The sequence below is a fragment of the Candidatus Nitrosocosmicus sp. R genome (assembly GCF_054408505.1).
In genome coordinates this window covers 538,148-564,236 of sequence record NZ_CP167090.1, presented here as the reverse complement: position 1 = coordinate 564,236, position 26,089 = coordinate 538,148, and the positions used below count along the sequence as shown (strand labels likewise).

Genomic DNA, 26,089 nt, shown 5'->3' with positions numbered 1-26,089 from the left:
GTAATATGAACCGACTTTTAGAAATACGGTAGATGCAACTTCAAAACTTGGAGATTGATTAGATGAAATTTTATAGATTGAGTAATACTTAAAAAAGTTGGTGTACTTATAAGGCTAATGAAATTATATGTGCATTCATTTTCTATACTAGTTTTATTAGCCTTCGTAACTTTTTTTATACAAAATAATTACGGGGAGGTGTATGGGCAGCAGCAAAAGCAAGTTACACTGACAGCGATTGTAGCAGAGCCTAAAGAGAGATGGGATATTTTATTTGAAAAGGCATTGGACAAATTAAGACAAAACCACCCAGAATTAGACATTCAGATTGACTATCGCGTATTGCCATATGACGCAACCAGAACACAGATCTTAACCTCTATGGCAGGACAAACTCCATTAGATTTGATATCTGTTGATCAAATATGGCTCGGAGAATTTGCAGAGGGTGGTTTTCTTTCGGATATAACCGATAAAGTAAATGAGTGGGGAAGAGCAAATGAGTGGTATCCAACCAATTGGGAAGGAGGAAAATATGAAAATAAAACCTATGGTATTTGGTCTTGGACTGATGTTCGAGCGATGTGGTATTGGAAAGATCTTCTCAAAGAAGCAGGGATTAATCCAGAGAATTTGACTACATGGAATGGATATATCGAATCCGCCAAGAAGTTAAATGATTTATTAAAAGACCGTGGGATCCAGGGAGTACATCTTGTGGGAGCTGCTCATTCTCCTGATATGTGGTATCCATATTTATGGATGCTAGGCGGTCAAATCCTTGAACAAAGAGACAATCATCCTGTTAAGGGATCATATTGGTATCCGGCATTTAACAGCTCGGAGGGTGTAAAGGCATTGGAATTCTTAAAGCAACAAGTGGACGCAGGTATTTCACCTCAACCTAATCACTTTTGGGGACAGGAATTTGCAGATAAAAAGTTTGCAGTTATGCTAGAGGGATCATGGTTGTTAGGTACTTTTCCTAAAAGTGAATGGAACTCACTGGATGAAAAGATTGGAATGCTTCCGATGTTCCCAACCCCATCATCAAACGTTAATACCACCACAATGATGGGTGGGTGGATATTAAGTATTCCACAAACATCTCCTAACAAGGATTTAGTATGGGAGTTGTTGACACTAATGGTGGATCCTGAGATTTTAACCCCCATGTTACAACAAGAAGGGTATCTTCCAACTCAAAAACCAATTGGCGAGGGTAACTACTCATCCCAACTAAATAGTACTATACCTTATTACTCTGAACTGATATCTATGATTCCTGAGGGTAATAGTAGACCAAACATCCCAGAGTATCCTCAAATTGCTGAGAATATAAAACAGGCTATCGATGAGGTTTTTTACAACATAAAAGCACCTAAACAGGCTCTGGATGATGCCGCCAAAAAGACTGCTGAAATTCTAGGCTGGTAACAAAGTCTACATCCATACATTATTTTTTATAGAAATGCATTCTATAGCAAAATATGAGCCCTATCTTTATCTATTACCGGCCATCTCAATTTTGTGTGCATTTCTATTGTTTCCATTCGTATGGAATATTTATATCTCCACACATGGAGTCTCGATAACAACAATATTAAAAGAATGGGAATTTGTAGGGCTTGATAATTTTATACAAGTTTTAAATGATCCAAATTTTCATACTTCAATCAAAATTTCGGTAATATTTGTAGGAGGATCTGTGGCATTTCAGTTTTTGATTGGTCTACTTATTGCATCCCTATTAAATCAAAATATTAAAGGAAAACAAATTTTGATCGCTTTGATTATGATCCCCTGGATTACATCTGGATTGATTGCTGCTTTTTCATTTAAATTTATTTTTGATAACAGTTTTGGAATTATAAACTACATTCTAGAATATCTGGGATTTTCGTCTATTGCATGGTTGTCAGATCCTAACATAGTTGTATGGTCAATAGTTATAGCAAATGTTTGGTATGGAACACCATTTACTATTTTATTTCTCACCGCAGGATTATTATCTATAAATCCATCTATTTATGAATCTGCTAAGGTGGATGGCGCCTCTAAAATCAAGTCGTATTTCTATCTAACGCTTCCCATGATAAAATCATTTATAATAATTGACATTATCTTGATAACTATCTGGTCGATAAACTTTTTTGAAATACCATTAATAATGACTGGAGGTAATCCATTATTCGCTAGTACTCCTGCATCGCTTTACATGTACAGACAGGCCTTTGAATTTGGACTTTTGTCTAAGGGTTCGGCATCAGGAATTATATTGCTATCTATCAACATAGTAGTTGCTTTTATCTATATCATCGCGTTAAAACGGAGGGGATAACATAAAATTGAGTATACTTTCTAATAGTAGGATTGAAAAAATTGAAAAATCCTTTATTTATATTGCGATATTTATCTTCATTGGACTCACCTTATTTCCTTTGATTTGGGTTTTCACTACATCATTAAAACCAAATGATGAAACTATGAGTTTTCCCCCGAAACTAATTCCAGAGCATGTTACATTTGAAAATTATGTTTTTGTATTTACAAATTCTACTATTGTAAAAAGCCTGTACAATAGTTTAATAGTTAGTTTTGGGAGTATGATTCTAAATGTTACTATTTGTGCTTTAGCTGGGTACGCTCTAGCTCGTTTTGAGTTTAAAGCTAAAAGGATCTTGTTTTCCCTTATACTGGGTTTATTTATGATACCTGTTGTTATAAACATAATACCTCTATATAGTATTCTTGCAAATCTAGGTCTACTTAATTCCCTAGTTTCCCTGATTCTAACCTTTCAAATACTCATTATACCATTGAACGTGATATTATTAAAAAATTATTTTGAAACGATACCGAAAGAATTAGAAGAATCTGCACAAATCGATGGATGTTCAAAGATTGGAGTATTGAGAAGAATCACCATTCCACTATCTATGCCCGGGTTTGCAGTAGCATCGATATTTTCTTTTATTTTTTCTTGGAACGAGTTTGTTCTTCCGATCGTACTCGCAAATTCTCCGAATTCCACTCTTTTTCAAGTGGCACTATACCAATTCATATCTTTGTACAGGATCGAATGGGGATATCTGGCTGCAGGGATCACTATAGCGCTGTTGCCTGTGGTTATTCTTATCGTTGCTTTCCAAAGACAAATGATAAAAGGATTTACTTTGGGATCGATAAGGGGATAAAGCAGATAAAATAATATCTAGTGTATTCAACTTCCCTATATCAAAAGAAGACTGAATAGATAACTGATTAATTATTGAGATTATCATAAATTTTTCGCTTTTTTTATATGTCATTGATTAATGACTTATTATTATTAATTTAATAACTATCATGACTAGCATGGATTTCTAATTCGGCGGGATTAAGCTTCCTGCGGATAGGGATTTGGTCAATCACAGGAATATCGCCACTGATAAAGGTATCAAGTCAATTTTGCGACATTAAATAAACATTACATAAAATATTAAGTGGGTAAAAAATTACTCAAAACATCAAATTCAACTACTCTTACAAGCATCCATGGTCTATCAATAATAAATTATGGATCTTTATTGATTGTCAATTTACAATGTCTTTATCTCATTTTACTATAATTATTATATACAAAGGTGTTTAACCATCTGTAGTACTTTCACACGAATCTCACTGTTTCTTTCTATTGATATGCCCTTTGAATAGAGATCATAAGATATTAACGCGGTCTAGAGACATGGTCAACTAACTCATTTGCTGAGTTGTTTACCCTCCACACTATTCCATCTACTTAATTAACCAAATTGTCCTTTTAATCTCTGGAGTCTGTTTGTCCATACCTGTGGCATTACTTAGAAATGAGAAACTTGAACTATTTGTACTTTCAAACTGGACAATTCCATGAAACAATTCACCCTGGTCATTAATCATTCCAATATCTGAAGAGATCCAACTAATGCTCTGTCCGTCTTCAGATGTAATCACTCCCTTGGCTGCACTCTGAATTGTACCATCTGATAAATGAGTATTTATGAAGGTCATATTATTGGTTACATTACCCACGTTTTTCATAACTGCTTTTTCGATAGCATAATCTTCGCTTATTATAGGTGGACCAGATGATAAATTTTTAGTTCCTAGGAAGATTCCTGAGTATGCTTGATAAACTGGATCAGAAAAATTCAAGGAGTTCGTTAGTAACGTCTTGAAATCGTGATTTGCGGTTTCATTTTCATTTTGATATGGTTGACTGAATGCCTCCTTGTCATTTGGCAATAACATGCTTGCACTAAATAGTATTATTATAAATAATATTATAGGTTGCATATCAATAACAATAAATGATAATATATAAAATTGCTTTGTGACTTATCAGTCCAACAAGTTTTCACGCATTGAAGGGGTAAACTACTAAATTATGTTAAAATATTCTCAATTTTAATCTCCAACTTTATTGCAAGCTGCTATTCAAATAAGATTTATTTGTACTACCCTGAGGAGTCTAAATTGCGAGTCTATGATAATTATTTTTGGATTGCTCTTGATCAAAGATAGAACAGGAATTAGCACCGCTTGATTATACACGGTTTCATCCGCCGCCTTTACTGGTTTTGAATATATAAATCCAAGTAAAAATATCCTTAAGATAACGAGGTTAATACGAAGAACAGAAATTTTATGAAAGTGTAAAAAAAAACTTAACAATCTGTTTATGTGATTACCTGAAAAACAAGAGGAATTGAAAGATAAAAAACCTATTTCTAGATATATATGTTATACTGTTTTGCTGATGTCAATTGTTTTGTCTCCTACTTTTTTGAATACCTGGAAAGTATCGGCACAATCGACAATGATTACTATCAAAGTGGGAGAGTCTCCACAGAATAGGAGTACAACCCAAGCAATGGTAATATCTACGTATCCAATTTTAATTCAGGAGATATATCTGTAATAGATAGCGGTACCAACAAAGTGATCCATACAATACTAGTAAACAGTAGTCCCAACGCTTTAGAATACGACCCAAGCAATGGTAAATGTATGCTAGTAACTTGGAACAGATATTAGTAATAGAATGCGGTACCAACAAAATGATCCATACTATTGATGCAGGAGATTGCCCGCAATTTCTGAAGTACAACCCAAGCAATGGTAATATCTATGTGACTAACGAAAATTCAGACAATGTGTCGTTAATAACCACAAATGAGACCAACTCCACAGCCGAAAAAATATTGTATTAAATAAACTTAGAATAATAGTTCTGTTTCTGATTTTTATTTTTCTATTTGTCATTTGGAAATCCAGCAAATACAGTCATTTTGTACATAGTTAAGTCTTACCGTAATTCATCATTATAACAAAATTGTCGTATCAATCTTTAAACGAATTGCATGATATATATCTTACATAGAAAAGCAAATACCACAAATAGGATTTATTCACTTAAGCATTTGACTAGCCGCACAAGTCAAGGAAATCATGTGAGAAAAGTATCTCCCCTCGCCTGATTAGTGAGTCGTTACGGGAAAGCAAGTCAATCAATAAGGATAAATTGCCCTAGTCCAAGAACTAATCAAGTCCTTATTTCTCATTATCTGCTCTTTAACCAGTCGCCTACCTTAGGCCATAACTGTTCATGTGCCCTAGAACTTATGCAGGCACCAACATGACCTGAATTGAATTCTATAGTCGATTTGTCTGAACTTCCTATCGCATTATTTAACGCTCTACTTGATGCAGGATCAACCAAATCATCCCTCTTTGCTACTACATTTAAGAAAGGCTGTTTAATTTTACTCAAATCAATCTTATCATTTTTCCCTATTATCATTTCATTTTTTATTAATAGATTTTTCTTATAACAGTCATTTACGAATTGTTTGTATATTTCACCTATTATAGGAGGACTATCATACAGCCAAGTCTCAGTTGCAAAGAATTGGATTATAGAATCCATGTCTTTAGGTTTTCCCTCAAAGAAAAAGTGAGGATATTTGTGCAGAAAATCTATTGGACTTCTTAGCAAAAATGAATTGTTAATAAACCCACTAGGCGTATTACCAAAAGTATTTACAATAGAATCCGCGTTTATACTTTTTGTCCACACACTTAAAAGATTATTATCATTACTAAAATCACCTGGTGTTGCAAAAGCCACTATATTCTTTATTTTTTCAGGATGGAGCGCAGCTAGCATAAGAGCTAGGTCACCTCCCCAACAATAACCCAATAATGAAACTTTTTTGGAATTTGAATGCTCTAATATGTGATCGACCGCGTCGGTAAGATAATGGTTCACATAATGACCCACAGTTAATTCCCTATCATATGCACTTGGAGTCCCCCAATCTGTCGTAAATACATCAAAGCCTTGTTTTTGGAAATTTCTAACAATACTCAAATCGGGGAGAAGGTCAAGAATGTAATTTCTGTTAATAAAGGCATAGATAATCAGTAGTGGTGTAGAAACAGACGTAGTATATCCACCAGTTGCTAGTTTTGTACCTGATATCCTCTTTTTAACAATCTTATCTTCTTCGTTTTTTTGTATATCATTATTCTCTTGAGGCACATCATAATGAAACAAAGCATATTTGTTTTCAGAGTGGATCTTGTGAGATGGTGTTCTATACATTACGTCTCTCAAAGGTTCGATAAATTCAGTATTCCAAAAGGAGGTGACATTCGAGATATATTGATATATCAATCCAGTACCTGTAATTTTTGCTAGGTCGCAATAGCTTTTAATAAATTCTGAAAGAGATGCCACAAATATTTTATCTCTAAAGTTTGTATCAAATTTATTACGTATTTTAGAAAGTATTATTTTTTCGGATTTATCGTAGATTTCTTGTTGTTTATCATAACTATTAAACATGAAGTCCATTCCAGCTAATGCTTCCTTTTTTATTTCTTTTAAATCTTCCCTCGCATCAATTAATGGCACAGAGAAAGCTTCAATAAACGCTCGGTTTACCCTAGAATAGAATTCGATTGAAGAAGCAAAGGCATCAATATATGTTTCCATTAATTGAGATTTGACATGATCATCATTGCTATTGGTAAGTGTAACAGGGTTATTTTTTTTTAATTTAGTATTAGGATTCATATATCTTCTTTTTACTAATAGTATATTAAGAAACTATAGATTACATCCTCACAAGGCCGTTATATGCCAAATTCATTCCATTATTGTCAACATATTTAATACCCCTTTAGCCAAATCTTGCTTCAGTAGATCTCTTGCATAAATAGAAGATTTTAGTATTTACTAACAAGTATAATCTTTGGAAATAATAAGATACATTTGAAGGTAATATCAACTTGGATCTGCACGAAGTTTTACCAATTTTAATGAGTTACTTTTTAGATATTATCTTAATAATAATAAAAAAAGAGGTTTATCTTTGACCTAAGGCTAAGTTACCTTCGTTGTTTTGGAACATGAAGCCTAAGTTGTTGCATCCAGCTATTGTAAAGTCCCCAGACACACACTGTGCATTCTGTTCGTTCTCTTGGTCTTGTTCAATTGCCTGTTCTGCGTCATTAGATTTTTTGTGTTTTCCGCCTGCATAAGCCATGTTATCTCCAAATGCTACTACCGACCCTATCAAAGCAGCTGCGATAAACATTGCAAAAAGTCCAACCTTATAGTTTTTTGTTATATTACTCATTGTAATTATAATTTATAAGAGAAATTACCAATATCACAGTTTAGACACCTGATACTGCAATTTTTCTCTATACTAAATGACGAGTAATTTATTCTAATAAATAATAAGATTATTTCGAATCAATATGGAAGGTGCGAGTCCGGGATCACAAGAAATGAACATCTATACAATCTTTGATATTTTCTGTTTAAATTTAATTGAAGGCAGAATACAAGTTAACGATAATTAATCTAAAAGAACTATACTCGAAGATTTTTCAGATTATCTAATTATTAATCTCATAAATTAAATAGAAAACAGAGTCTTTGTTGATGAGGTCAGATCAAAAAAAAGATGTATCTTCCAATTTGGTATGAGAGGTTCTTTTCTCACAAGGTTCTGTAAAATAATTTTTCAAAGTAGCTGATTGAGTACATGATGTTACTAATAATTTAAACCACTACATAGTTATTTTCAATTCAGCCACAAGTTCTATAGATAGCATATTGACGGATTAGATTTGAGTTCCAAATCTAAAAAAGCACCTTGGTTTTATTTGTACCTTTGGTATCTATGCGTGACTATTAAAGTGGGGTATTCAATATTTCTACTATGTAGTACATGGGCCAGGATGAAATAGATATTGCTGGCATCTATAGACGGATTACCAGTATCTGAAATCGATCATAGAGTTTAAACAATGATACCAACCTCTGTATGAAGGATAGGAAAATACACATTTTATCTGGTAAATGATTTAATAATATAACATGACTAAATCAAGAAAATATATTTTATAAATCTTATAATCTTTATGTGGTAAAATTTGCAAGGCAAGATCAAGTTATTAATAATTATCGAACAAGTATTGCAGTAATTAGATCTCTAAAAATAATAAATACTTTTTTGAGATGAATAGATTCACAAGAGAAGATAAAATATATAATTATACTAGCATACTAAATAGAAAGTGATAGACTATTCAGAATCCACGATGGTAGGTCTATGGGTAATGTTTATATCAATTTCTGTAGGCATATTAGCTAGAAAAAGAATATTTCAGGTAATACGAAAAAAGATTTAATTTAATCCCCTGTTGATTTTCTATTTTTATTTCAATATGATAACACAGTTATTTGGATTAACCCAACCAGTCACTAATAATTGTTAACTGATATCTACTTGTACCAGTAGATTTGTAATAATCTATAAAGCACTATTTTGATCAAGGTGAGATATTTTCAAAGGATTGGTAGATTATTTTATGAATGAATTCTGCATAGAAATACGAATCAATGCAATTGATTAATTATCTAATATCTTAAAACCATAATACTTGAAGAGAGGAAAATAAAAGAAATAATGATACTCTCTTTTTCTTCTAATTATGTTTAATCAAATATTTGCATTATTGGCTATATAATATAGTATTACTCTTAATTTAATGTCTCTAAATGTAGATTGTATATCAAATGTATTAATGAGAACTATAAACTCCATAGACAAGAATTGCAACCGCTTATTTTTATCCCAAACCCGAAAATTGCTATCATCACTATTGTAATTACGTTGATAATTTCGCTGTTTGATGTCATAAATAGTGAGAATTTTGTAATTATTAACGACGCATACGCACAAGCTCAACAACAGATTGATATTCCAACATCACAGGACAAGATAACAATTCAACTAGACTCTGCAAAGTTTGCTCCTCTGACAGATAGTAATTTTAATCAGCTTAAGGTTCTTGTTAATTATCAAACAAATGACCAATCATTGGCAAACACTCCTATGAAAGGAACTATGAAAGTGTATTTGTCTGATGGAACTCCTTTAAAAACATCATCTATTCAAAAAGGATACATAGTTGGTCAATCAGGTATAATTCAATTTGCAACTTCTTTCACAGATAAAACAATACAAAAAGTCAAAGCGGAAGTTTATTTGACTAATACTCGAGGTTCAGAAAAGATATCTAATACACTTATAATAGATTCGTCATTAGAAAAGTGACATTGGAATAGTACCAAAGAAATATCAATAGAGGTCAGCATAGTCCAATATTAACAAAAACTGAGTCGGTAAATAGTAAGAATAGCTATCTCAAATGTTGAAGTTGCAATTTTTTTGTGGTTTTTTATTTGGAGTAATTCGGAGTCGTTTTCAGTAAGATTTACAAGTTGATATCACTTTTCGTCAAGAGTATCCTCCAAATTCAAAAAATTCGAAAACCTGTTCGATAGTGACAGATGTTGTCTCACTATCTCCTTTGATTTAAGAATTTACTTCATTAGGTAATCCTTTTTTCCTGGTATAAACATCTCTATCACTTATATTTGGGATATCCTGAAAGGAACGCCAGCAGGTAGATTATCAAATATTTCAAAATCAACATCGGTATTTCTTTCTAGGCAGAAACAAAAGTATTGAAAATATTGATGAATGAATAAAGGTCACAGCATCATATAGTCGTTTCTAGAATTAGTTGTTACGCTACCAGATGCTGCGCCACTGTATTGATTAGAGGTTTGTGATTGGTTTATGCCTCAGTCAGATGAATTTCCTCCATCATCACCGCTATCACCGCTATCACCGCTATCACCGCTACCTCCTTGTTGTGCTGCTGCATTGCTTCCACTGTTGTCTTGACTTTGTAAGTTTGCGCCGGTTGCAGAATCAGTTGTGTCGCCAGCAGATGCTGCGTCACTACCTTGGTTGGATGTTTGTGCTTGTCCTATGCCTTGGTTAGCAGTGTTACCCGTGGCACCTTGTTGTAATAATGCGTTGCTTCCACTGTTTACTTGTTTTTGGAAGTTTTCATTGTTACAAGATACTATTGCGTCTTTTCCAGAAACACATTGTGCGTTTTGGTTAGAGGATTGTGATTGGCCTATGCCTTGATTGGCACTGTTACCACCACTACCACTACCGCCACTTTGAGCTGCTGCGTTGTTTCCAGTGTTTGTTTGACTTTGTGTATTTTTGTTACTGCATGAATTGCTTAAGGAGCCGCCTGCTACACATTGTGCGTTTTGGTTAGAGGATTGTGATTGGCCTATACCTTGATTGGCACTGTTACCACCACTACCACTGCCGCCTTGTTGTCCTACTGCATTGCTTCCACTATTTGCTTGGTTTTGAGTACTTGTGTTGTTACATGAATCAGCTACGTTTCCGCCACCAACACATTGTGCGTTTTGGTTAGAGGATTGTGATTGGCCTATGCCTTGATTGGCACTGTTACCACCACTACCACTGCCGCCTTGTTGTCCTACTGCATTGCTTCCACTATTTGCTTGGTTTTGAGTACTTGTGTTGTTACATGAATTTGCGGTATTGCCGCCTGCTACACATTGTGCGTTTTGGTTAGAGGATTGTGATTGGCCTATACCTTGATTGGCACTGTTACCACCACTACCACTACCGCCACTTTGAGCTGCTGCGTTGTTTCCAGTGTTAGTCTGGTTTTGAGTATTTGCGTTGTTTCCAGAATTATTTGTGTTGCCACCAGAGGCCACGCCACTACCTTGGTTAGAGGATTGTGATTGGCCTATACCTTGATTGGCTGAATTGCCACCACTACCACTGCCACCTTGTTGTCCGACAGCGTTACTACCGGTATTATTTTGAGTTTGAGTATTTGCGTTGTTTCCGGAACCAGCAGTATTGCCACCAGATACTACGCCACTACCTTGGTTGGAGGTTTGTGATTGGCCTATGCCTTGATTGGCACTGTTACCACCACTACCACTACCGCCACTTTGAGCTGCTGCGTTGTTTCCAGTGTTAGTCTGGTTTTGAGTATTTGCGTTGTTTCCAGAATTATTTGTGTTGCCACCAGAGGCTACGCCACTACCTTGGTTAGAGGATTGTGATTGGCCTATACCTTGATTGGCTGAATTGCCACCACTACCACTGCCACCTTGTTGTAATAATGCGTTGTTTCCAGTGTTTTGTTGGTTTTGTGTATTCGAATTATTACACGAAAAAAGTGTACCGTTCCCCGATACACAAACACCAAGTTGAATTGCAGATTGTGATTGGCCTATGCCTTGATTGGCTGTATTGGTTGTAGCAAACACATTCATGGTCATTGAAGTTGGACCTAAAAGTAAAATGAATGATATTGAAACTATAACTAAAGACAGAGTATTTACATTAGAAATGCTACGCATTCAGCACTTATTACGAATATGGGTATATAAAGTCATGCATATGATTACTAATTCGAGTAGAAATTTGTCTATATTTTCTTTTTATTTTTCAGGCCTCTTTCTAAAATCGTCCTCAAATATAGTGGCACTATACATTTATCTTTTGTTCAGAATTGAAATATGTGTTCTAAGTCTGGGACCTTGTTATTTGATTCTAACTCACTACAATCACTTCTAATAGCGTCATACGATATGTTTTTCTTTAAAACGATATTTAGATAAAGTAAAACAAAATCAAATTCAGTTACTTTATCATAGGCTCCACGTTTTGATTCAAGACCGGATTTCTCTATGTACTGGTTCAATAAATGAGCGAAGGATGAATATTTCTGATGTTGTAAGTTTCCAGTGTATCAGTATTTCTTTTTTTGAAGTATTATGAAACATAACCTACTAAAACCATGAAAGCATCATCGAATACGGTCGTTTAACCTCTTTTGATTTTAATGCCTACAAAATTTTGATACGGTGATGGACCAGATTTTTGTAATTAATATACAATACATATAGTCCAAATTTGATATATTATTGTATAGGCCTAAGGGTGTTCGGTGAAAATAATGAGATATCCACACTTCTAAATAATAGATAGAGTAATTCGGTAGTCTTTAGATCATCGATTGGAATTTATGCAAAGACGAATCAGCCTAGGTTTTATTAATTTTGCCAAGTTAAATTGATCCTTAAAGTCAATACAATTTAAAAATAATAATGTGATCGATAGAGTTAATATAATATGCCTAATTCTTATGTGGAGCAATCGAGACGAGATCAACGTCAAGATTGGGAAAGTGTAGCTGCAGGCTGGGAAAAGTGGTATAAGACATTTGAAAATGGTGCTTATAAAATGAGTGACAAATTAATAGATATGTCAAAAGTAAAACAAGCTTTAAGAGTTCTTGATATAGCAACTGGGATAGGAGAACCCGCAATTGCTGTAGCTAAACGAGTGGGTACCAGTGGTCATGTGATGGCTACAGACATATCATTACAAATGTTGTCAATAGCAAAAAAGAGGGCCATCGAAGAGCACTTGGAAGGAATTATTGACTTTAAAGTAGGTGATGCAGCAACGATTGACTTACCCGAATCGAATTTTGACGTGGCATTATGTAGATTGGGATTGATGTTTTTAGACGAGCTCGACTCAGGATTATCTAATATCTATAAATCATTGGTAACCGGTGGGCGTTTTGCGGCTAGTGTCTGGGCAACATCAGAGAAAGTTCCTCAACTTGCTTTGGCTATGGATACAGTAAGAAAGGTACTCAATATTCCATCACCATCTTCTCGTAGAACACCGGGACCATATAGTCTAGCTGATGAAACAATTCTCAAGAATTCTTTTATCAGGTGTGGATTCAAAAATATCGAGATTGAACGGATTAATGTAACCTTTGAGTTTGATACTGCTGAAGAATATACAAATTTCACTAAAGATATAGCCGCCCCGGTTCTTGCAATGTTAGCCGATCAAACTTCAGATCGCAAAGAATTGATATGGAAAGCAGTTACAGAAGCAGCAACAAAATATGTAAAAAATAATACAGATTCCATAGTTCTAGATAATGAAGCTATATGTATAGTGGGTGAAAAACAATGATCTAGCACACGAAAACTACTATAGATTTACTTGACAAGCTAACATTGCGATTTTGACTTACTAGCATAGATCTGTTATATTAGGTGTATTTCTAAGCAGGTCATGTGGAAATGAGGGGGATATTAAGATGAGCCAATTCAATAAGGTAAGGGATATGTACAAACTTATAATGGGAAAATATACTTCAGCTGCATCGCACATTATTTGACTCGAAAGCCATTTTTAATAATATAATCGACTGATTTCTAAAGTATTTGAAATCATCGTATGAATAGACGACCTTTAAAGTATTTTACTAGGTAATCATCATATTAACAATGGATAGAACTTTTAATAGTTGGTTATGTATATGTGTTGTATCAATATTTATAACAACTGTTTGTGTGATTAATGGTGGCATTCCTATTATTCGCAAATCATATTCGCAACAACGAAACACGACAGTATCTTCGGTTGAAAATGCAACTCAAATTCCTGATGCAAATACCGTAAGTAAGCCTTACCTATCTATTACCATGCAAACAATCAAGGATCCTGAAGGGTATGGTTCTACAGGAGAGCGATACAACCCTACAACCGGAAGTGTACGGTTCTAGTGAATGAAAGTGGAAATCAAAGGATAGACCAACATCCATTGTTCGACTCAGAAAACAACAAAGTGATTATTTCAAATATTAGTATTTTTTCATCATTCTCATTTAGAATTGGTGATTTACAAAAAAATAATTCACAAAACATTGAAGAAATAAGTCGAGTTTTTAGTGTGAGTAACATTACAAAGGAAAATAATGGTCAATTATATCAAGGAATTAGTAAATATACACCAATAACCGTAAACAATAAGGTTTATCCTGAACCAGTTGCATCGTTTTACCAATATAATAATGGTACAGGGACATTAAACATTTATGGTAATAATCCACCTGAACATGGGCATTAATGCCTCTGAGAATATAAAGAATGGATTAAACTGATAAAATATGGTTACCATATATTATCACAGTGAATCCATAGTATCTCCTTATACGACTACTGGGGAAGGGGACAGCGGAGGAAGTAGGGGAATAGGGAAAGATGGAGATGATTAAGATTCTACCTATCCTTAGTTTAATAGGGTATATGTTGCTTAGAGCAACTTTATCAGGGATCTTGGCAGACATTGATAGACAGATACTTACGGTGATTGGAACAAGGCTTTTCTAATACTCCAGCTGCCCAAAGATATTGTCCATCGGGGTGTACTAACACACCAGAAACGTGAACCACAGTACATCATTATGTGCAGTTCCACAACCAACCTCGGTCGTAGTCCTTCAGAATACCTGAGCGTAATAACCGGGAGCGCCGTTCCAGCCCATAGTCTAAAACGGGGCACCTTGATAATCTTACTTTTCGGTAACCAACTTCATCTGCCAAGATCTGTCCATCGTCAATCTATAAATCTGTCGTGCCAGTGACTATTATATTACATCGTTACCAAAATATGTGGCACGTTTGGTATATATCATGACAATTTCCACTTGAGTCACTCCTTGAAATTAGTCTAATTATTAAATCAAGTTTCTTCATATAGATGAAAAAGATAAGGCTCAGAAAAGTGAATTTAATTTCAGTATCGATGAGTTTAAAAATTCTTTGAGTTTGTTTGACTCAAAGGATAAACCAAATGGTTGGATTTTTCTGTTGTTTCTAATAAATATTTAGAAATCAACTACTTCTGGCACAGGTTTATCTGAGTTTGTTCCCATTTTACATGCAAGCAAGCCGCAAGTGCTTTCCGTAATTTCACTTTCGTTAACTGGTACTAGTATAGCTAGAAAATGTTCTCCTGGTTTTACTTTATCCGAATCAAAAGTAAACGTAGCCTTCAGTTTATCAGGTGCATCAAATCCAAGTCGCTTTATTTGCCCTATGTCTCGGTTGGGAAAAACTATCCCATAATAAGTGTGTTCATCATCATCTTCACTGGGGTGTCTGATAATAACTTTAAAAACCATACTTTAGTATCGTAATGGATCCTATTAAATATATTGGTAATAAATCCCAATTCTATGTATTATCGTTATATATATAACTTGATAATTAGTATAGACTCATCTCTTACCTCCTGGACGTATCCTTGTACCTGTTTCCCACGAAGATTATCCACAAAGTCAATGAACATATTTAATCCTCCTACGTATTTTTCTCAAGTTTTGGATGTCCGTATTGCAAACAGGATCATTGAATATTGATCACTGTATTCTATTTCTATCAATCTACCTTTTTCTGGTTATTGGGATAAAGTTCTGAAAAAGGAGCAATAACATAACAGGCTCGGTGGTAGGTGAAACAAATTTGACCCATTTCTATCACTCAATAATAGTAAAACAGCTAGCGGGTTCAGTGGAAATCATGAGGAGATCCACATGGGTTTAATAGGTTTCTCTAACTGGACTCAGTCCGGTAAATGGATTGATAATCTGAGAATATTTGATTTTATTACTAGCAAAACTTATTTATATTCTGACCTTTTGTTTTCATCATATTGTCAAATAATGAAATCTTATATTTACAGGCACAAGAACGATAATAAAATATCTTGATAAGTACTCTAACCCAATTTTAATTTTGGTGTAATAAAAAAAGGCTATACATACAATTGTTGATTATTGTAGGTATTATCGGCACTTGCTATTTGAGTTTATTTTATCACTTGGTGTAATTATTACCTTACAATCTCCAAAGTTACAATGTGTAGCTCCTTGACCACTTGACCCTTTGCTATCACAAGGAATAGAAGCGGTAGAAGCCTGTTGAGATATTTGGCCGACTAAGGCTGCAAAGCCTGCAAACATTGAAATAATTACGATTGTGGCAATGATTTTCGAATTCATCAAAGGGTCTATTATAACAATATTAAAGGATTTTGAATTTAGAAGGCCAAGATCAAGTCAGGTTTTTAGTAGAGCTAATATCGCGAATCCCACATCAGTTTTTTTGTCAAGACTAGTATAAAAGATTAGAACAAATAGAACATTCTATTAATTAATTGGCAATTCTATTTTGTTTTATTGATCATCATATCAAATTGATCCAAAAGGTTGTCAATCATATTTAGATAATCATCTACTTGATCAAGTTTGTTGGTGGATAAGAGATCATAGCAAAAGCAAGTACTTTCATCAATCCCTGGAAAATGTAATCCTGAATAGTAAAAATCTATTCCATGTATATTCGATTTATCTGTTTTTGAGATATTTAACCGAAGTAGCAACTGCAATATCACCAAGTTTGTCACGGCTTTCATATTTATGATAAAATTTATGTAAATATATGAGGTCATACAAAATTTATAATTACATTGTTAACTAGCGTTATACAATGAAATTCATAAGTATGCAAATTTGAGATGATTTCTATTTTTTGAAGTTATGAGCTATACTAACGCGTCATTCACTGAATGGTTAGGTATTGATATATCAAATGACAACGTTGAAATCATACAGATAAAAAATACACATGTTAAATACTCGTGCTAAAGTTATAGGAACATGGATGTACTTAAGGTATTTTTGGTAGCCGTCATAATGGTTAGTTTTTCAATATTAGGATTTCACATTGTACCCAACAGCCGTAAATGGAGGGCCACTTGCAATTGCAGATCCGGCTGAACCCCTAGTGCAGGAATCTAATTAGCCTTTAGAACTTTCTAATCGTACACTACCTGTAGGAAATATTACAGTCGCACAATAGAAAACCATGATCCTAATAGATAAAACAGATGATGTGATATTAATCTAATTGGGTTGGTATTATAGAACAAAATCTTCAAAATAAAATTAGGACCCTGGCTCAGTTAAATATCTACTTTCATGGTTTTATACAAAATAAACTCGATATAAATTAAGAGCATTCTACTATTTTTGCTTCTCTGAGAATATTTGCAATCCTCTTAATTATCGTATATCTTCAACAGGAATAATTATATTCTCGACCGACCTTTATTCGAACCAAAAAGGATGTTTGATCCTAATAGTTGTGTGAACATAGGATTGTTTACCTCTTCTCATCAATCATTGCTTATTTTGTTTGGAGCAACTCCGTTCGTGATCTTGGTACAGAGTGATATGGGATATTTATAGTGACAGGAAAAACTCTCCTAATACGGTGCTTGCCCCATGTAGTTGCCCGGTGGGCTATAGCTACAAACTAGAATGTCCAACTCATTGGAGTCATCTGGCCCACCGCTGGCGGTCCCTCAACCAACCTCAGTTGTAGATTTCCATACCATCTGCGTGTAGTGACCTACGACATCAGTTCCTGTTGCAGAAGGTAGGACTTACTTATTTGAGACAGAAAACATTCCATATTGATCATGAGAGGGTTATTAAAATAATGGTCTTCAGTATGATTAATGACTTAACGAAACATAATAGTAATTAATTCGTCAAAGTCCGTAACTTCAATAATGAAAATATCTTGATAAATTACCTATTGTTACACAGCGTAATACATATTAACTAAAAAGTATAATTATTTAGATGAGTTCATCCGAGGTCTCCAACACTAATTCAAAGTATTGTGTCTATGGTTGTAACACCAAAATTTACTGGAATACCCTAAATAGCGAATATTCAGAGGTTCTAACAAAGAAGAAACATTTTTGTCCGAACAGAGCAATCTATAGCAATAAATCGGCAGGTGCAGGAACAATTGACAATAGTATCTCGTCAAGGCCCACGCTTTACAAAAATGATTTCCAGAATAATTATAACAGTAAGAATAACTACAATTATAAAAAATCATGGCCTAACTCAAACAACAAACAGCCGATGGATAACTCTGTGGAAATACTAGAAGGGTCACCCGATACGATCATAACACATTATGAGACGCTATCTGATTTAATAAAAGAATTCAAAGGAAAAACTCATGGCTCTCAATCTCACAGCCTACCAAACAATTCCTTACAGATAATAGTCTATTATGAAGTACCGGAAGGAATGAGAGATGAAATCAAAAGAATGTTTAAGATCTATACGAAAAATGAAATAGAAAATCCTCTTCAATAATATTAAGTAATTATAAGAATAGTCATAAGTAGATTCGTAACATAATTCAGCGTATCAATACTCTCGTTTGCATTATCAACAAAAGAATGTCCAATAGCTACCATGGATAGGTATCGTGTTCGGTAGAACTCATATGGATATCTATATGAGTCGACCAACAAACAATTAGTTAAAAATAGATTTTGACGCGGGCGTTGTTATACAAGGGATCCATTACAAGAAGATCATCAATCTATAACAAAATATAATTGAATAAGTAAATCTATCTAAGCACATTGCGTCGTACGAGAGTAATAATTTATTATTATAGCAATTCACAATAATTTTAAATCAGCAACAATATGTTCAACCTTGTTTCTTTTTATAGGTCCAAATGCTAAAACTGTGGGCATATTTTCAGATTTCTTTGTTTTTTGATCATCTTTTACAATCTTGATTGGAAAACTTAGTTCATGAGATAACTCAATCAGTTTTGAATGTAAATCATGAAATTCATTTTCTGAATTTACCCTTAAGACAATTTTTTGAGAGTCATGAAATTTCTTCCACGTTGTATATGTAATGTATTTTCCCTGTATGCATTCCACTATAACATATTGAGTAACATCTGCTACTTTACCTGCGATTTGTCCTTTGCTCATTTTTATATCGGATCTTACCAAAAAAATCATCACTACTTTATTACCCTGCAGATTCATTTCTTTCACTTGACAAACTAAATTATATGATATTTAATATATAGAACAAGCTGCTATCACTCTTCAAATTGTTCCCACCATAATAAGCTCTGGGACCTTAAATACTCAAATTGATTTAATGGATAGACTGTGGTAGTGCAATGATATCATGGTGATTTAAATATCAAGGGGTACCTAAAAGTAATATTATTCTAAATTACTAATACCCTTTCATAAAATATCGTTACTCATATAGAGTAGCGCAGTCGGTGGGGAAGGGGACTTGTTAGTAGGAGAGATAGACAAGGATGATTTACGGTTCTGTGAATATTTCGTCACCTTTCTAACTTGATAATGAAACTCCTTATACCATGAATTTTGAATGGCGCCAGTGAAAAGTTATCAAATAATATGAATATTTCACAAAAAGTAATCAAATCACGTAAAAATAATTATACCTCGGCATGTTGGAACATAAATAGAATTCATGAAAGTGAAGTCAATTTCTAATAAAAATGGAGATCACGTATATCCACCAGGACCACGCGAGATATTTCCTTACAGGTTGGCTTTTAAATTCATATCAAATCCTTTACCAATACTAAAAGAAATCACCAATAGGTACGGCGATATTTCTCATTTTAAATTTGGACCAAAGTTACATGTATATCTCATAAATGACCCATATCTGATTGAGGATATTCTAGTAAAACATAATCAAAATTTTGTAAAAAGTCCAGGATTGCAGTTAGCAAAACGAGTAATTGGTAATGGGTTAATAACAAATGAGGGAGAAAGTCACTCAAAGCAAAGGAGAATGATCCAGCAAGCATTTACCAAAGACAAGATAAGGATATTTGGAAACATAATAACAGAACATTGTATTGAATATACAAATACAAACTGGAGAGAAGGAATGATAGTAAACATTCATAAAGAAATGACTAAATTAACACTCTCTATAATTAGTAAACTACTATTTGGAAAAAATGCAATAACATTAAATGAGATCGATAAAATTAGTGATCATATTACACTAATTATAGAGTATATTAACAAACTCAGACTTCCATTTTTAAGATTTATTGAACGACTTCCTATACCCTTAACATTGGAATATAAAGAGGCTTTAAAAGAACTAGATAATACAATTTATAGTAAAATTGATCTGCAACGTCAAAAACCTTCTGTTGATGAAAGCAAGAAAATAAATGGATCTAAAACTAATGGTACTCAATTAGGACGACAAAAGAATTTCCAAAAATATGAAAACGAATTAGATATTCTTTCTGTTCTTATCGGTTCAACAGACAAAAAAGTAAATGATAATGAAGAACAATTATTATCCGAGAAAGGTAAAGAACAAGAGAAAGCTGCTTTAAAAATGACTGATAAGCAGCTTAGAGATGAAGTAATGACGATATTTTTAGCAGGGCATGAGACGACTGCTAATGCGTTGACATGGACTTTGTATCTGTTATCTTGTCATCCTAAGATTGAGTCTAAAATTCTGGATGAAATTTACACCATACATAAGGAGAAAGAGGATGATGAGGGCAACAGAAAAATTATCACCGTTGATGATTTAACAAGATTAAAATATACAGAAAAAGTTTTGATGGAGTCAATGAGACTCTACCCTCCTTCTTGGGCTATAGGTCGTCAGACTATACAGGATTACTCTCTAAATGAAAAGTATTCCATACCTTCTGGCTCAGTTATTATAATGAGTCAATATCTAATGCATCATGATGTCAGGTATTTTTCAGATCCTGAAAAGTTTATTCCTGAAAGATGGTCTTTAGAATTTAAAACATCAATGCCACGATTTTGCTACTTTCCTTTTGGTGGCGGTCCTAGATCATGCATAGGAGAACCATTAGCTTGGATTGAAGGTATTATCGTGTTAGCAAATGTTCTTAATAATTGGAAGATTACACTTGAAGAGAAAGATAGTGCAAATATAAAAATACAGTCACTAGTAACACTCAGACCAAAAAATGGTATAAGGATGAAAATATCGAAGAGATATAGTGACTGACATGGGGCAGATAGCCTACCCAAGATACCTGAGATTAGTTACCCTAGATGGCTTCAGTGGTAAGTGTAACAAATATGACATATTTTTGAAATATAAGAAAAAATCTATAGGTATGAAATTAAGCCGCGATTAAAGTTTGATTGCCCAGAAATTTCTGTAATTCATTTCTTGTTGTTAAATAGATTCTCCATTGTTATGATCTGAATGATTTAGTTAGTTCTAGAATACGAACATGATTTTGTCAAAAGAATCATCAACAACAGAGTAAGGAATATTACCAATTTATAATCAATATTATTTTCAACATTCGTCCTTGAAATACGACGCAAACCTATTAGCCTACTATATCAAAATGATTGAATTGAAATTCAGAAGCAAAAACAATAGTGCTTTAGCATTGATTATTGGATTTGTACTCCTCTATTCTATGACCGCCATCACACAATACACCCAAGCCATTGATAACACCAACACCTCTCAGTTTATGAATCTGGGAAACCCATTTCTTGTGGAACATTATGAGACTATGGCAGGGAAGCCGGAAACTATAGACAACAGTATTACCTCCAGTTTCCCAGGCGAGGGATTAATTAACGGTACAGTAAACACAACTGCATCGGGAAATGGCACTGAGACTTTCAGAAATAATGACACATCCTACATCCAAGGAAAATCAAAATATGTTACTGATGATAAAGATATACCGACTTGTTTTATGCGATTGGCAATTATAACCCAGACGGTAGTTTTGATAGCAACGGAATAGCGATTTTTGATGATGGTGCTACAGGTGAACTCTCATTTCTGAGCAATTCAGCAGGAATCTACAAGGATCAAGTCGACAAAAATGGAACATATACATTTCTTATGGGGCATTGGAGATAGAGACAGGAGAAGTAACAATATCGGATAGGGTAGAAGATATGTTTGAATCGGGGCTTTTGAACATTTGCCTTGTACTTTAGTAATTGACATTAATTAGATATTTGAGAATTTGACCATCAAACCCACCACCAAATTTTTCGTTGATAATCGGAGAGCTTGACCATATGGCCCCCATCTTCAACAAGAAGTGGTTATATTTATCTGAATAATGAGAAAGGAGAAGAAAATTAATGTCTTAGTTCGTTATTATCCCCTTGAATTTGTAGTATTTGCAATAATATCCTGATCAATACTAACATAGAGATCTGGTTCGGTGGAAATCATAAGGATATCCGCATGAGAATTTCAAGTTTGTTTGTAAATAATTTCTAATCATAGTTATTGTTTATCTTTTAGTTTACTAACCCGTTTTTTTGGTCTTTGTTCTTTTGAAAATAGGGGATTAGGAAATTTATTTAACCAATGATTACTCATTCTTTCGGTAATCTTAACAGACTCTTTATACAGGTCAGTCATTCTTTCGGTATTTATTGCCAATTCTTTATACAATTCGGTCATTTTTTCCGAGCTCTTAATGTACTCTTTGTATATTTCAGTCATGGACGTAATGTATTCAATATATTCATTATACAATTCACCCCAAGCCATAGGCGAATTTTGTTGCCACCAATCCGTCATCAATTTAAACTGGTTAGGATTGTTCATGTTTTGCTCTTCTTTGTTGTTATTGTTGTTAATATTGTTTTTTCCGTTTCCTTGACTATCCATAATATTCACAGATACTCAATATTCAGAGTTCTAATATTTTACAGTTATTGGCCTGATTTGTAATTTGACTAGATTGGATAAGATTTTAGAATAATGCTTAAACATGAGAGATTTTCCAACAATTAAATATTTCTTTTTGTGATCTCTAATTTTCCAGAGATATATTTAATCTCCAGATAATATGAAAACAATAAAGTTCCTTACATCATGATGAATATAATAAAGAATATCTGGCATATATTCCCCATAGTATGAGGGTAAGATAAGTAGATGAAACAAATTTGACAGAATTTGCAACTGAGTTTTGTAATCCTGGAATATTATCATTCCGTGATTACAGGTTATAACAAAATAACTTTGATATTTTTGATGATCACAGACCACGAAATCAAATTTATTCTATTAGAACAACATAAAGTGATATAGAAGGAACATCTAAAAGTAAAATTAATAGTCATTATTATGTGGCCAGTTCAAGATGAAGATTTGTGTATACAATAAGTTCATTTTCGATCTTGACTTCATTATCTTTTGTTTTCTAACCTTTTTTTTATTTGTTGTTTTAGCGGTTCCATTTGCTGATTTAGTTAACGTGCTAGCTCAGGATGAGGTCATAGCAACTATAACGGTTGGGAACGGCCCAAGAGGTGTAGTCTTTAACGCGGACAATGGGCATACGTATGTGATAAATCAATTCTAGGACTCAGTTTCGGTAGTAGACCAAAATAATAATGTGGTGGAGACTAACGGTGGGTCATTCTCCATCTGGAGAGGTGTACTACACGGAGAATTGTGACTTGTGACAAACTTTGGTTCACCCACAAGGTATACATGTTAATCCTAACTCAGCTTCTTGATATTTCTTGAATGATTGCATAAGAACTTATCCAATCATTTTCCACAGAAGATAACTTATGGAACTTGCCAACAATATTCGCTATTATCCTAGGAAATGCTCCAAGTTTCATGTTCCATCCCGTAACAGTCAAAACTGAGTTTAACAATGATTAGTATTATTTCCATTAATTGGTATCAGAGAACGGTAGCCAATATTGGAATTTTGCTTCAACCTGCAAACTCAATTCCAACTAGGCTGAATTAGCATCTTCTATCTGGATACATGTTTAAATATTGCAATTCATTTGAACCGATAATGAGTCGGATTCTATATATCATCCAGACAATGGTTCAGGAGCGAAGATATTTAGTATCAAGGTAGTTAACAAAGTAATCTGGGTTATATCCTTCATTTAGGTTCTTATCAAGAAGTACTTTGGGAGCAAAAGCAGATCCATACTGATGTATTTTTAATCTTAACCATTTTCTGATAGGATCAAAATTACCCCTCTTAATGTCTTCCTCGGAGTCTTCTAGATCTTTTCGCATCTTTGAAGCAATTATTGCTGAAACCAAATTTCCCAGAGTGTAAGTTGGGAAATACCCAAAAAGGCCGCTGCTCCAATGGGTATCCTGAAGCACTCCCTCTGAATCCTTAGTTGGCCTCACACCAAGAAGCTGCTCCATTCTATCGTTCCAGAATTCAGGAATCTCAGATACATTGAGCTCATCTCCAAATATTTTTTTCTCTATCTCATACCTAATTGCTATATGTAAATTGTAAGTAACTTCATCGGCGTCAACTCGTATATAGTCAGCTTTGACATTATTGAAATAAAGGTATAATTCGTCATCTGTAGTTTGGTTTGTGAAATCTATTTGTTTTCTAATCAATGGACTTATCAATTGAACAAAAGGCATACTTCTGCACACAATGTTCTCCCAAAACCTTGACTGAGATTCATGGAGTCCAAGTGAAGATCCTCCTTCAATGGGAGAAAAAGACAATGATTGATCGCATTGTAGATTGTACAATGCGTGACCAGCTTCATGAATGGTACTAAATATCGACTTTTTGAAATCAATCCCTTCATACCGAGTAGTTATTCTGATATCGTTTAGCCCCATAGTCTCGGTGAAAGGATGAGTGGATATATCCATTCTGAAACGTTTCATGTCGTATTGCAGAAGAGTCAAAATATCGTGATTGAGTTCATTCACTTTATTGATATCATATTTTGATTTTGCAAGTTTGTTCGTTTTGCAGAACGGGCTATTTGAATCTACGAGTTTTTTCAGAAGCGTTTGAATACGAGGGGTTAATGCATCGAATATTTTATCCAAGTCATTTACGGTAAGCTGCTCTTCAAATGTATCCAAGAGTGCATTATATGGATGTTTTTCATAACCTATCTTCGCAGCGATTTGCTTCTTTATTTCTATCATCTTCTTCAAGTGCGGTTCATACATCTTAAAAGCAGATTTTGCCCTTGCTTCCCTCCATGCCATATTTCCCCTTATCCTTACCAAAGATTCTGCTTCAGTCAATTCTTTGGGTATCTTGACCTGCTTAGTTATTTCCCTATCAAGTACTCGTACAATTCCCTTCTCAAAGTCACTAAGGCTCCTCAGTTTCTTCGCTGACTCAACAAGACCACTAAAATCTTTCTTTAGCAGGAGATCTTTATGCATCATGTGAAGCTGAGAATCGGCCACTCCCCTCTCTTCTGCCCCTTCTCTGGGCATATAAGTTTCAAAGTCCCAACCCATTAGAGAAATGGCATGTTTTAGCGCCCACATCGGTTTATAAGCATCGAGTATCTGATTCATGACAGGGTTCTCGCATCTCATTTTGTAAATCTTTCATGAACTCAATCAGATCGGTCAATTAATCCTTCCTAGTTAAGCCCTTGACTGAAAAATCACTGTAATTGCTTTAAAGTGAAAGCAAAAGTGATAGTTATATGCTTTAATTGTCTTGACGTAGCTTTTGATTTATCTTTAGCCGAAATACTTGCTCAATAAACTAGTTCATCTAGTGTTCAAATCAGACATTCTAGGGCTGCTGCCATTCTCATCAGATTATACAAATATCCATTACAGATCTGATATGGGTTAGGCGATATATGAAACAAATTTGACTCAATTTAACCAATTTACATACATGAAAAACTATGTGACCAAATTATAGTTAATTAATTTACTTTTAAATTAAGCAGTTCCTTATTGTTTTGCTAATGACGGTACCTTTTACTATCACTGGACTGGTCACAAATGGATTAGAGTTGTATAGGTAAAGGGGTTCAATAACCTTACTGCAATACTTTGGTATATTTAGAATCCAATATCAAGAAAATATAAATA

At 34.0% G+C, this 26,089-nt stretch carries 20 protein-coding genes and 1 pseudogene; 12 read left to right on the top strand and 9 right to left on the bottom strand.

Features of this window, described 5'->3' with window-relative positions; genetic code table 11:
- The first annotated feature begins 117 nt into the window (after positions 1 to 117).
- From AAGU22_RS02910 to AAGU22_RS02900, 3 genes are read left to right on the top strand one after another with little or no spacing between them, the layout of a single operon-like run.
- Positions 118 to 1,437: an extracellular solute-binding protein gene (locus AAGU22_RS02910; protein WP_458720741.1), complete on the top strand. Its 1,320-nt coding sequence runs from the start codon at positions 118 to 120 to the stop codon at positions 1,435 to 1,437.
- Between the two features lie 34 nt (positions 1,438 to 1,471).
- Positions 1,472 to 2,341, top strand: a complete 870-nt coding sequence (locus AAGU22_RS02905) for a carbohydrate ABC transporter permease (RefSeq protein WP_458720740.1) — start codon at positions 1,472 to 1,474, stop codon at positions 2,339 to 2,341.
- A 7-nt stretch (positions 2,342 to 2,348) separates the two neighbouring features.
- Positions 2,349 to 3,197 (top strand): carbohydrate ABC transporter permease, encoded by an 849-nt coding sequence (locus AAGU22_RS02900; RefSeq protein ID WP_458720739.1) that lies wholly within the window; start codon positions 2,349 to 2,351, stop codon positions 3,195 to 3,197.
- A 580-nt stretch (positions 3,198 to 3,777) separates the two neighbouring features.
- Here the strand turns inward: AAGU22_RS02900 and AAGU22_RS02895 are convergent.
- Positions 3,778 to 4,317, bottom strand: coding sequence for a hypothetical protein (locus AAGU22_RS02895; RefSeq protein WP_458720738.1), 540 nt, complete (start codon positions 4,315 to 4,317; stop codon positions 3,778 to 3,780).
- 582 nt (positions 4,318 to 4,899) lie between these two features.
- Between AAGU22_RS02895 and AAGU22_RS02890 the strand changes: the two are divergent.
- Together AAGU22_RS02890 and AAGU22_RS02885 are read left to right on the top strand one after the other, a co-directional pair.
- A pseudogene (locus AAGU22_RS02890) lies at positions 4,900 to 5,058 on the top strand (YncE family protein); the annotation flags it as partial.
- Positions 5,028 to 5,234: a YncE family protein gene (locus AAGU22_RS02885; RefSeq protein ID WP_458720737.1), complete on the top strand. Its 207-nt coding sequence runs from the start codon at positions 5,028 to 5,030 to the stop codon at positions 5,232 to 5,234. The pseudogene AAGU22_RS02890 and the gene AAGU22_RS02885, both read left to right, overlap by 31 nt.
- Before the next feature lie 350 nt (positions 5,235 to 5,584).
- Here AAGU22_RS02885 and AAGU22_RS02880 read toward each other — a convergent pair whose 3' ends face one another.
- Together AAGU22_RS02880 and AAGU22_RS02875 are read right to left on the bottom strand one after the other, a co-directional pair.
- Positions 5,585 to 7,102 (bottom strand): alpha/beta fold hydrolase, encoded by a 1,518-nt coding sequence (locus AAGU22_RS02880; RefSeq protein WP_458720736.1) that lies wholly within the window; start codon positions 7,100 to 7,102, stop codon positions 5,585 to 5,587.
- A gap of 292 nt (positions 7,103 to 7,394) precedes the next feature.
- Positions 7,395 to 7,667: a hypothetical protein gene (locus tag AAGU22_RS02875; protein WP_458720735.1), complete on the bottom strand. Its 273-nt coding sequence runs from the start codon at positions 7,665 to 7,667 to the stop codon at positions 7,395 to 7,397.
- Positions 7,668 to 9,155: 1,488 nt separating this feature from the next.
- On the opposite strand from AAGU22_RS02875, the gene AAGU22_RS02870 reads away from it, so the two are divergent.
- Positions 9,156 to 9,659: a hypothetical protein gene (locus tag AAGU22_RS02870; RefSeq protein ID WP_458720734.1), complete on the top strand. Its 504-nt coding sequence runs from the start codon at positions 9,156 to 9,158 to the stop codon at positions 9,657 to 9,659.
- Positions 9,660 to 10,192: 533 nt separating this feature from the next.
- Here AAGU22_RS02870 and AAGU22_RS02865 read toward each other — a convergent pair.
- Complete coding sequence (locus AAGU22_RS02865) at positions 10,193 to 11,821, bottom strand: hypothetical protein (RefSeq protein ID WP_458720733.1); 1,629 nt, start codon at positions 11,819 to 11,821, stop codon at positions 10,193 to 10,195.
- Between the two features lie 775 nt (positions 11,822 to 12,596).
- Between AAGU22_RS02865 and AAGU22_RS02860 the strand changes: the two genes are divergently transcribed.
- From AAGU22_RS02860 to AAGU22_RS02850, 3 genes are all read left to right on the top strand, one after another.
- Complete coding sequence (locus AAGU22_RS02860) at positions 12,597 to 13,463, top strand: class I SAM-dependent methyltransferase (protein ID WP_458720732.1); 867 nt, start codon at positions 12,597 to 12,599, stop codon at positions 13,461 to 13,463.
- A 317-nt stretch (positions 13,464 to 13,780) separates the two neighbouring features.
- Positions 13,781 to 14,059, top strand: coding sequence for a hypothetical protein (locus AAGU22_RS02855; protein ID WP_458720731.1), 279 nt, complete (start codon positions 13,781 to 13,783; stop codon positions 14,057 to 14,059).
- Positions 14,059 to 14,403 (top strand): hypothetical protein, encoded by a 345-nt coding sequence (locus AAGU22_RS02850; RefSeq protein ID WP_458720730.1) that lies wholly within the window; start codon positions 14,059 to 14,061, stop codon positions 14,401 to 14,403. The genes AAGU22_RS02855 and AAGU22_RS02850 overlap by 1 nt, the downstream gene beginning before the upstream one ends.
- Before the next feature lie 760 nt (positions 14,404 to 15,163).
- On the opposite strand, the gene AAGU22_RS02845 is transcribed toward AAGU22_RS02850, so the two are convergent.
- Positions 15,164 to 15,460: a hypothetical protein gene (locus AAGU22_RS02845; RefSeq protein WP_458720729.1), complete on the bottom strand. Its 297-nt coding sequence runs from the start codon at positions 15,458 to 15,460 to the stop codon at positions 15,164 to 15,166.
- Positions 15,461 to 16,123: 663 nt separating this feature from the next.
- On the bottom strand, positions 16,124 to 16,339 hold the full coding sequence (locus AAGU22_RS02840; protein WP_458720728.1) for a hypothetical protein: 216 nt from the start codon (positions 16,337 to 16,339) through the stop codon (positions 16,124 to 16,126).
- A gap of 1,647 nt (positions 16,340 to 17,986) precedes the next feature.
- Between AAGU22_RS02840 and AAGU22_RS02835 the strand changes: the two genes are divergently transcribed.
- The gene (locus AAGU22_RS02835) at positions 17,987 to 18,517 is read left to right on the top strand and encodes a hypothetical protein (protein WP_458720727.1); all 531 of its coding nucleotides are present in this window, start codon (positions 17,987 to 17,989) and stop codon (positions 18,515 to 18,517) included.
- Positions 18,518 to 18,831: 314 nt separating this feature from the next.
- Here the strand turns inward: AAGU22_RS02835 and AAGU22_RS02830 are convergent, their stop codons facing one another.
- The gene (locus tag AAGU22_RS02830) at positions 18,832 to 19,215 is read right to left on the bottom strand and encodes an aminoacyl-tRNA hydrolase (protein WP_458720726.1); all 384 of its coding nucleotides are present in this window, start codon (positions 19,213 to 19,215) and stop codon (positions 18,832 to 18,834) included.
- Between the two features lie 466 nt (positions 19,216 to 19,681).
- On the opposite strand from AAGU22_RS02830, the gene AAGU22_RS02825 reads away from it, so the two are divergent.
- Both AAGU22_RS02825 and AAGU22_RS02820 read left to right on the top strand, forming a co-directional pair.
- Entirely contained in the window at positions 19,682 to 21,235 is a 1,554-nt protein-coding gene (locus AAGU22_RS02825) for a cytochrome P450 (RefSeq protein ID WP_458720725.1), read from the top strand.
- Between the two features lie 313 nt (positions 21,236 to 21,548).
- Positions 21,549 to 22,001: a hypothetical protein gene (locus AAGU22_RS02820; RefSeq protein ID WP_458720724.1), complete on the top strand. Its 453-nt coding sequence runs from the start codon at positions 21,549 to 21,551 to the stop codon at positions 21,999 to 22,001.
- 497 nt (positions 22,002 to 22,498) lie between these two features.
- Here AAGU22_RS02820 and AAGU22_RS02815 read toward each other — a convergent pair whose 3' ends face one another.
- Both AAGU22_RS02815 and AAGU22_RS02810 read right to left on the bottom strand, forming a co-directional pair.
- Entirely contained in the window at positions 22,499 to 22,888 is a 390-nt protein-coding gene (locus tag AAGU22_RS02815) for a hypothetical protein (protein ID WP_458720723.1), read from the bottom strand.
- 1,188 nt (positions 22,889 to 24,076) lie between these two features.
- A complete protein-coding gene (locus AAGU22_RS02810; RefSeq protein ID WP_458720722.1) occupies positions 24,077 to 25,555 on the bottom strand; it encodes a carboxypeptidase M32 in 1,479 nt (492 codons plus the stop codon).
- Between the last annotated feature and the right edge of the window lie 534 nt (positions 25,556 to 26,089).

Coding starts and splice junctions, on each gene's coding strand:
- AAGU22_RS02910 (WP_458720741.1), top strand. CDS start 118: ATGAAATTATATGTGCATTCATTTTCTATACTAGTTTTATTAGCCTTC.
- AAGU22_RS02905 (WP_458720740.1), top strand. CDS start 1,472: ATGCATTCTATAGCAAAATATGAGCCCTATCTTTATCTATTACCGGCC.
- AAGU22_RS02895 (WP_458720738.1), bottom strand. CDS start 4,317: ATGCAACCTATAATATTATTTATAATAATACTATTTAGTGCAAGCATG.
- AAGU22_RS02885 (WP_458720737.1), top strand. CDS start 5,028: ATGTATGCTAGTAACTTGGAACAGATATTAGTAATAGAATGCGGTACC.
- AAGU22_RS02880 (WP_458720736.1), bottom strand. CDS start 7,102: ATGAATCCTAATACTAAATTAAAAAAAAATAACCCTGTTACACTTACC.
- AAGU22_RS02875 (WP_458720735.1), bottom strand. CDS start 7,667: ATGAGTAATATAACAAAAAACTATAAGGTTGGACTTTTTGCAATGTTT.
- AAGU22_RS02865 (WP_458720733.1), bottom strand. CDS start 11,821: ATGCGTAGCATTTCTAATGTAAATACTCTGTCTTTAGTTATAGTTTCA.
- AAGU22_RS02860 (WP_458720732.1), top strand. CDS start 12,597: ATGCCTAATTCTTATGTGGAGCAATCGAGACGAGATCAACGTCAAGAT.
- AAGU22_RS02855 (WP_458720731.1), top strand. CDS start 13,781: ATGGATAGAACTTTTAATAGTTGGTTATGTATATGTGTTGTATCAATA.
- AAGU22_RS02845 (WP_458720729.1), bottom strand. CDS start 15,460: ATGGTTTTTAAAGTTATTATCAGACACCCCAGTGAAGATGATGATGAA.
- AAGU22_RS02840 (WP_458720728.1), bottom strand. CDS start 16,339: ATGAATTCGAAAATCATTGCCACAATCGTAATTATTTCAATGTTTGCA.
- AAGU22_RS02835 (WP_458720727.1), top strand. CDS start 17,987: ATGAGTTCATCCGAGGTCTCCAACACTAATTCAAAGTATTGTGTCTAT.
- AAGU22_RS02830 (WP_458720726.1), bottom strand. CDS start 19,215: ATGAATCTGCAGGGTAATAAAGTAGTGATGATTTTTTTGGTAAGATCC.
- AAGU22_RS02825 (WP_458720725.1), top strand. CDS start 19,682: ATGAAAGTGAAGTCAATTTCTAATAAAAATGGAGATCACGTATATCCA.
- AAGU22_RS02815 (WP_458720723.1), bottom strand. CDS start 22,888: ATGGATAGTCAAGGAAACGGAAAAAACAATATTAACAACAATAACAAC.
- AAGU22_RS02810 (WP_458720722.1), bottom strand. CDS start 25,555: ATGAATCAGATACTCGATGCTTATAAACCGATGTGGGCGCTAAAACAT.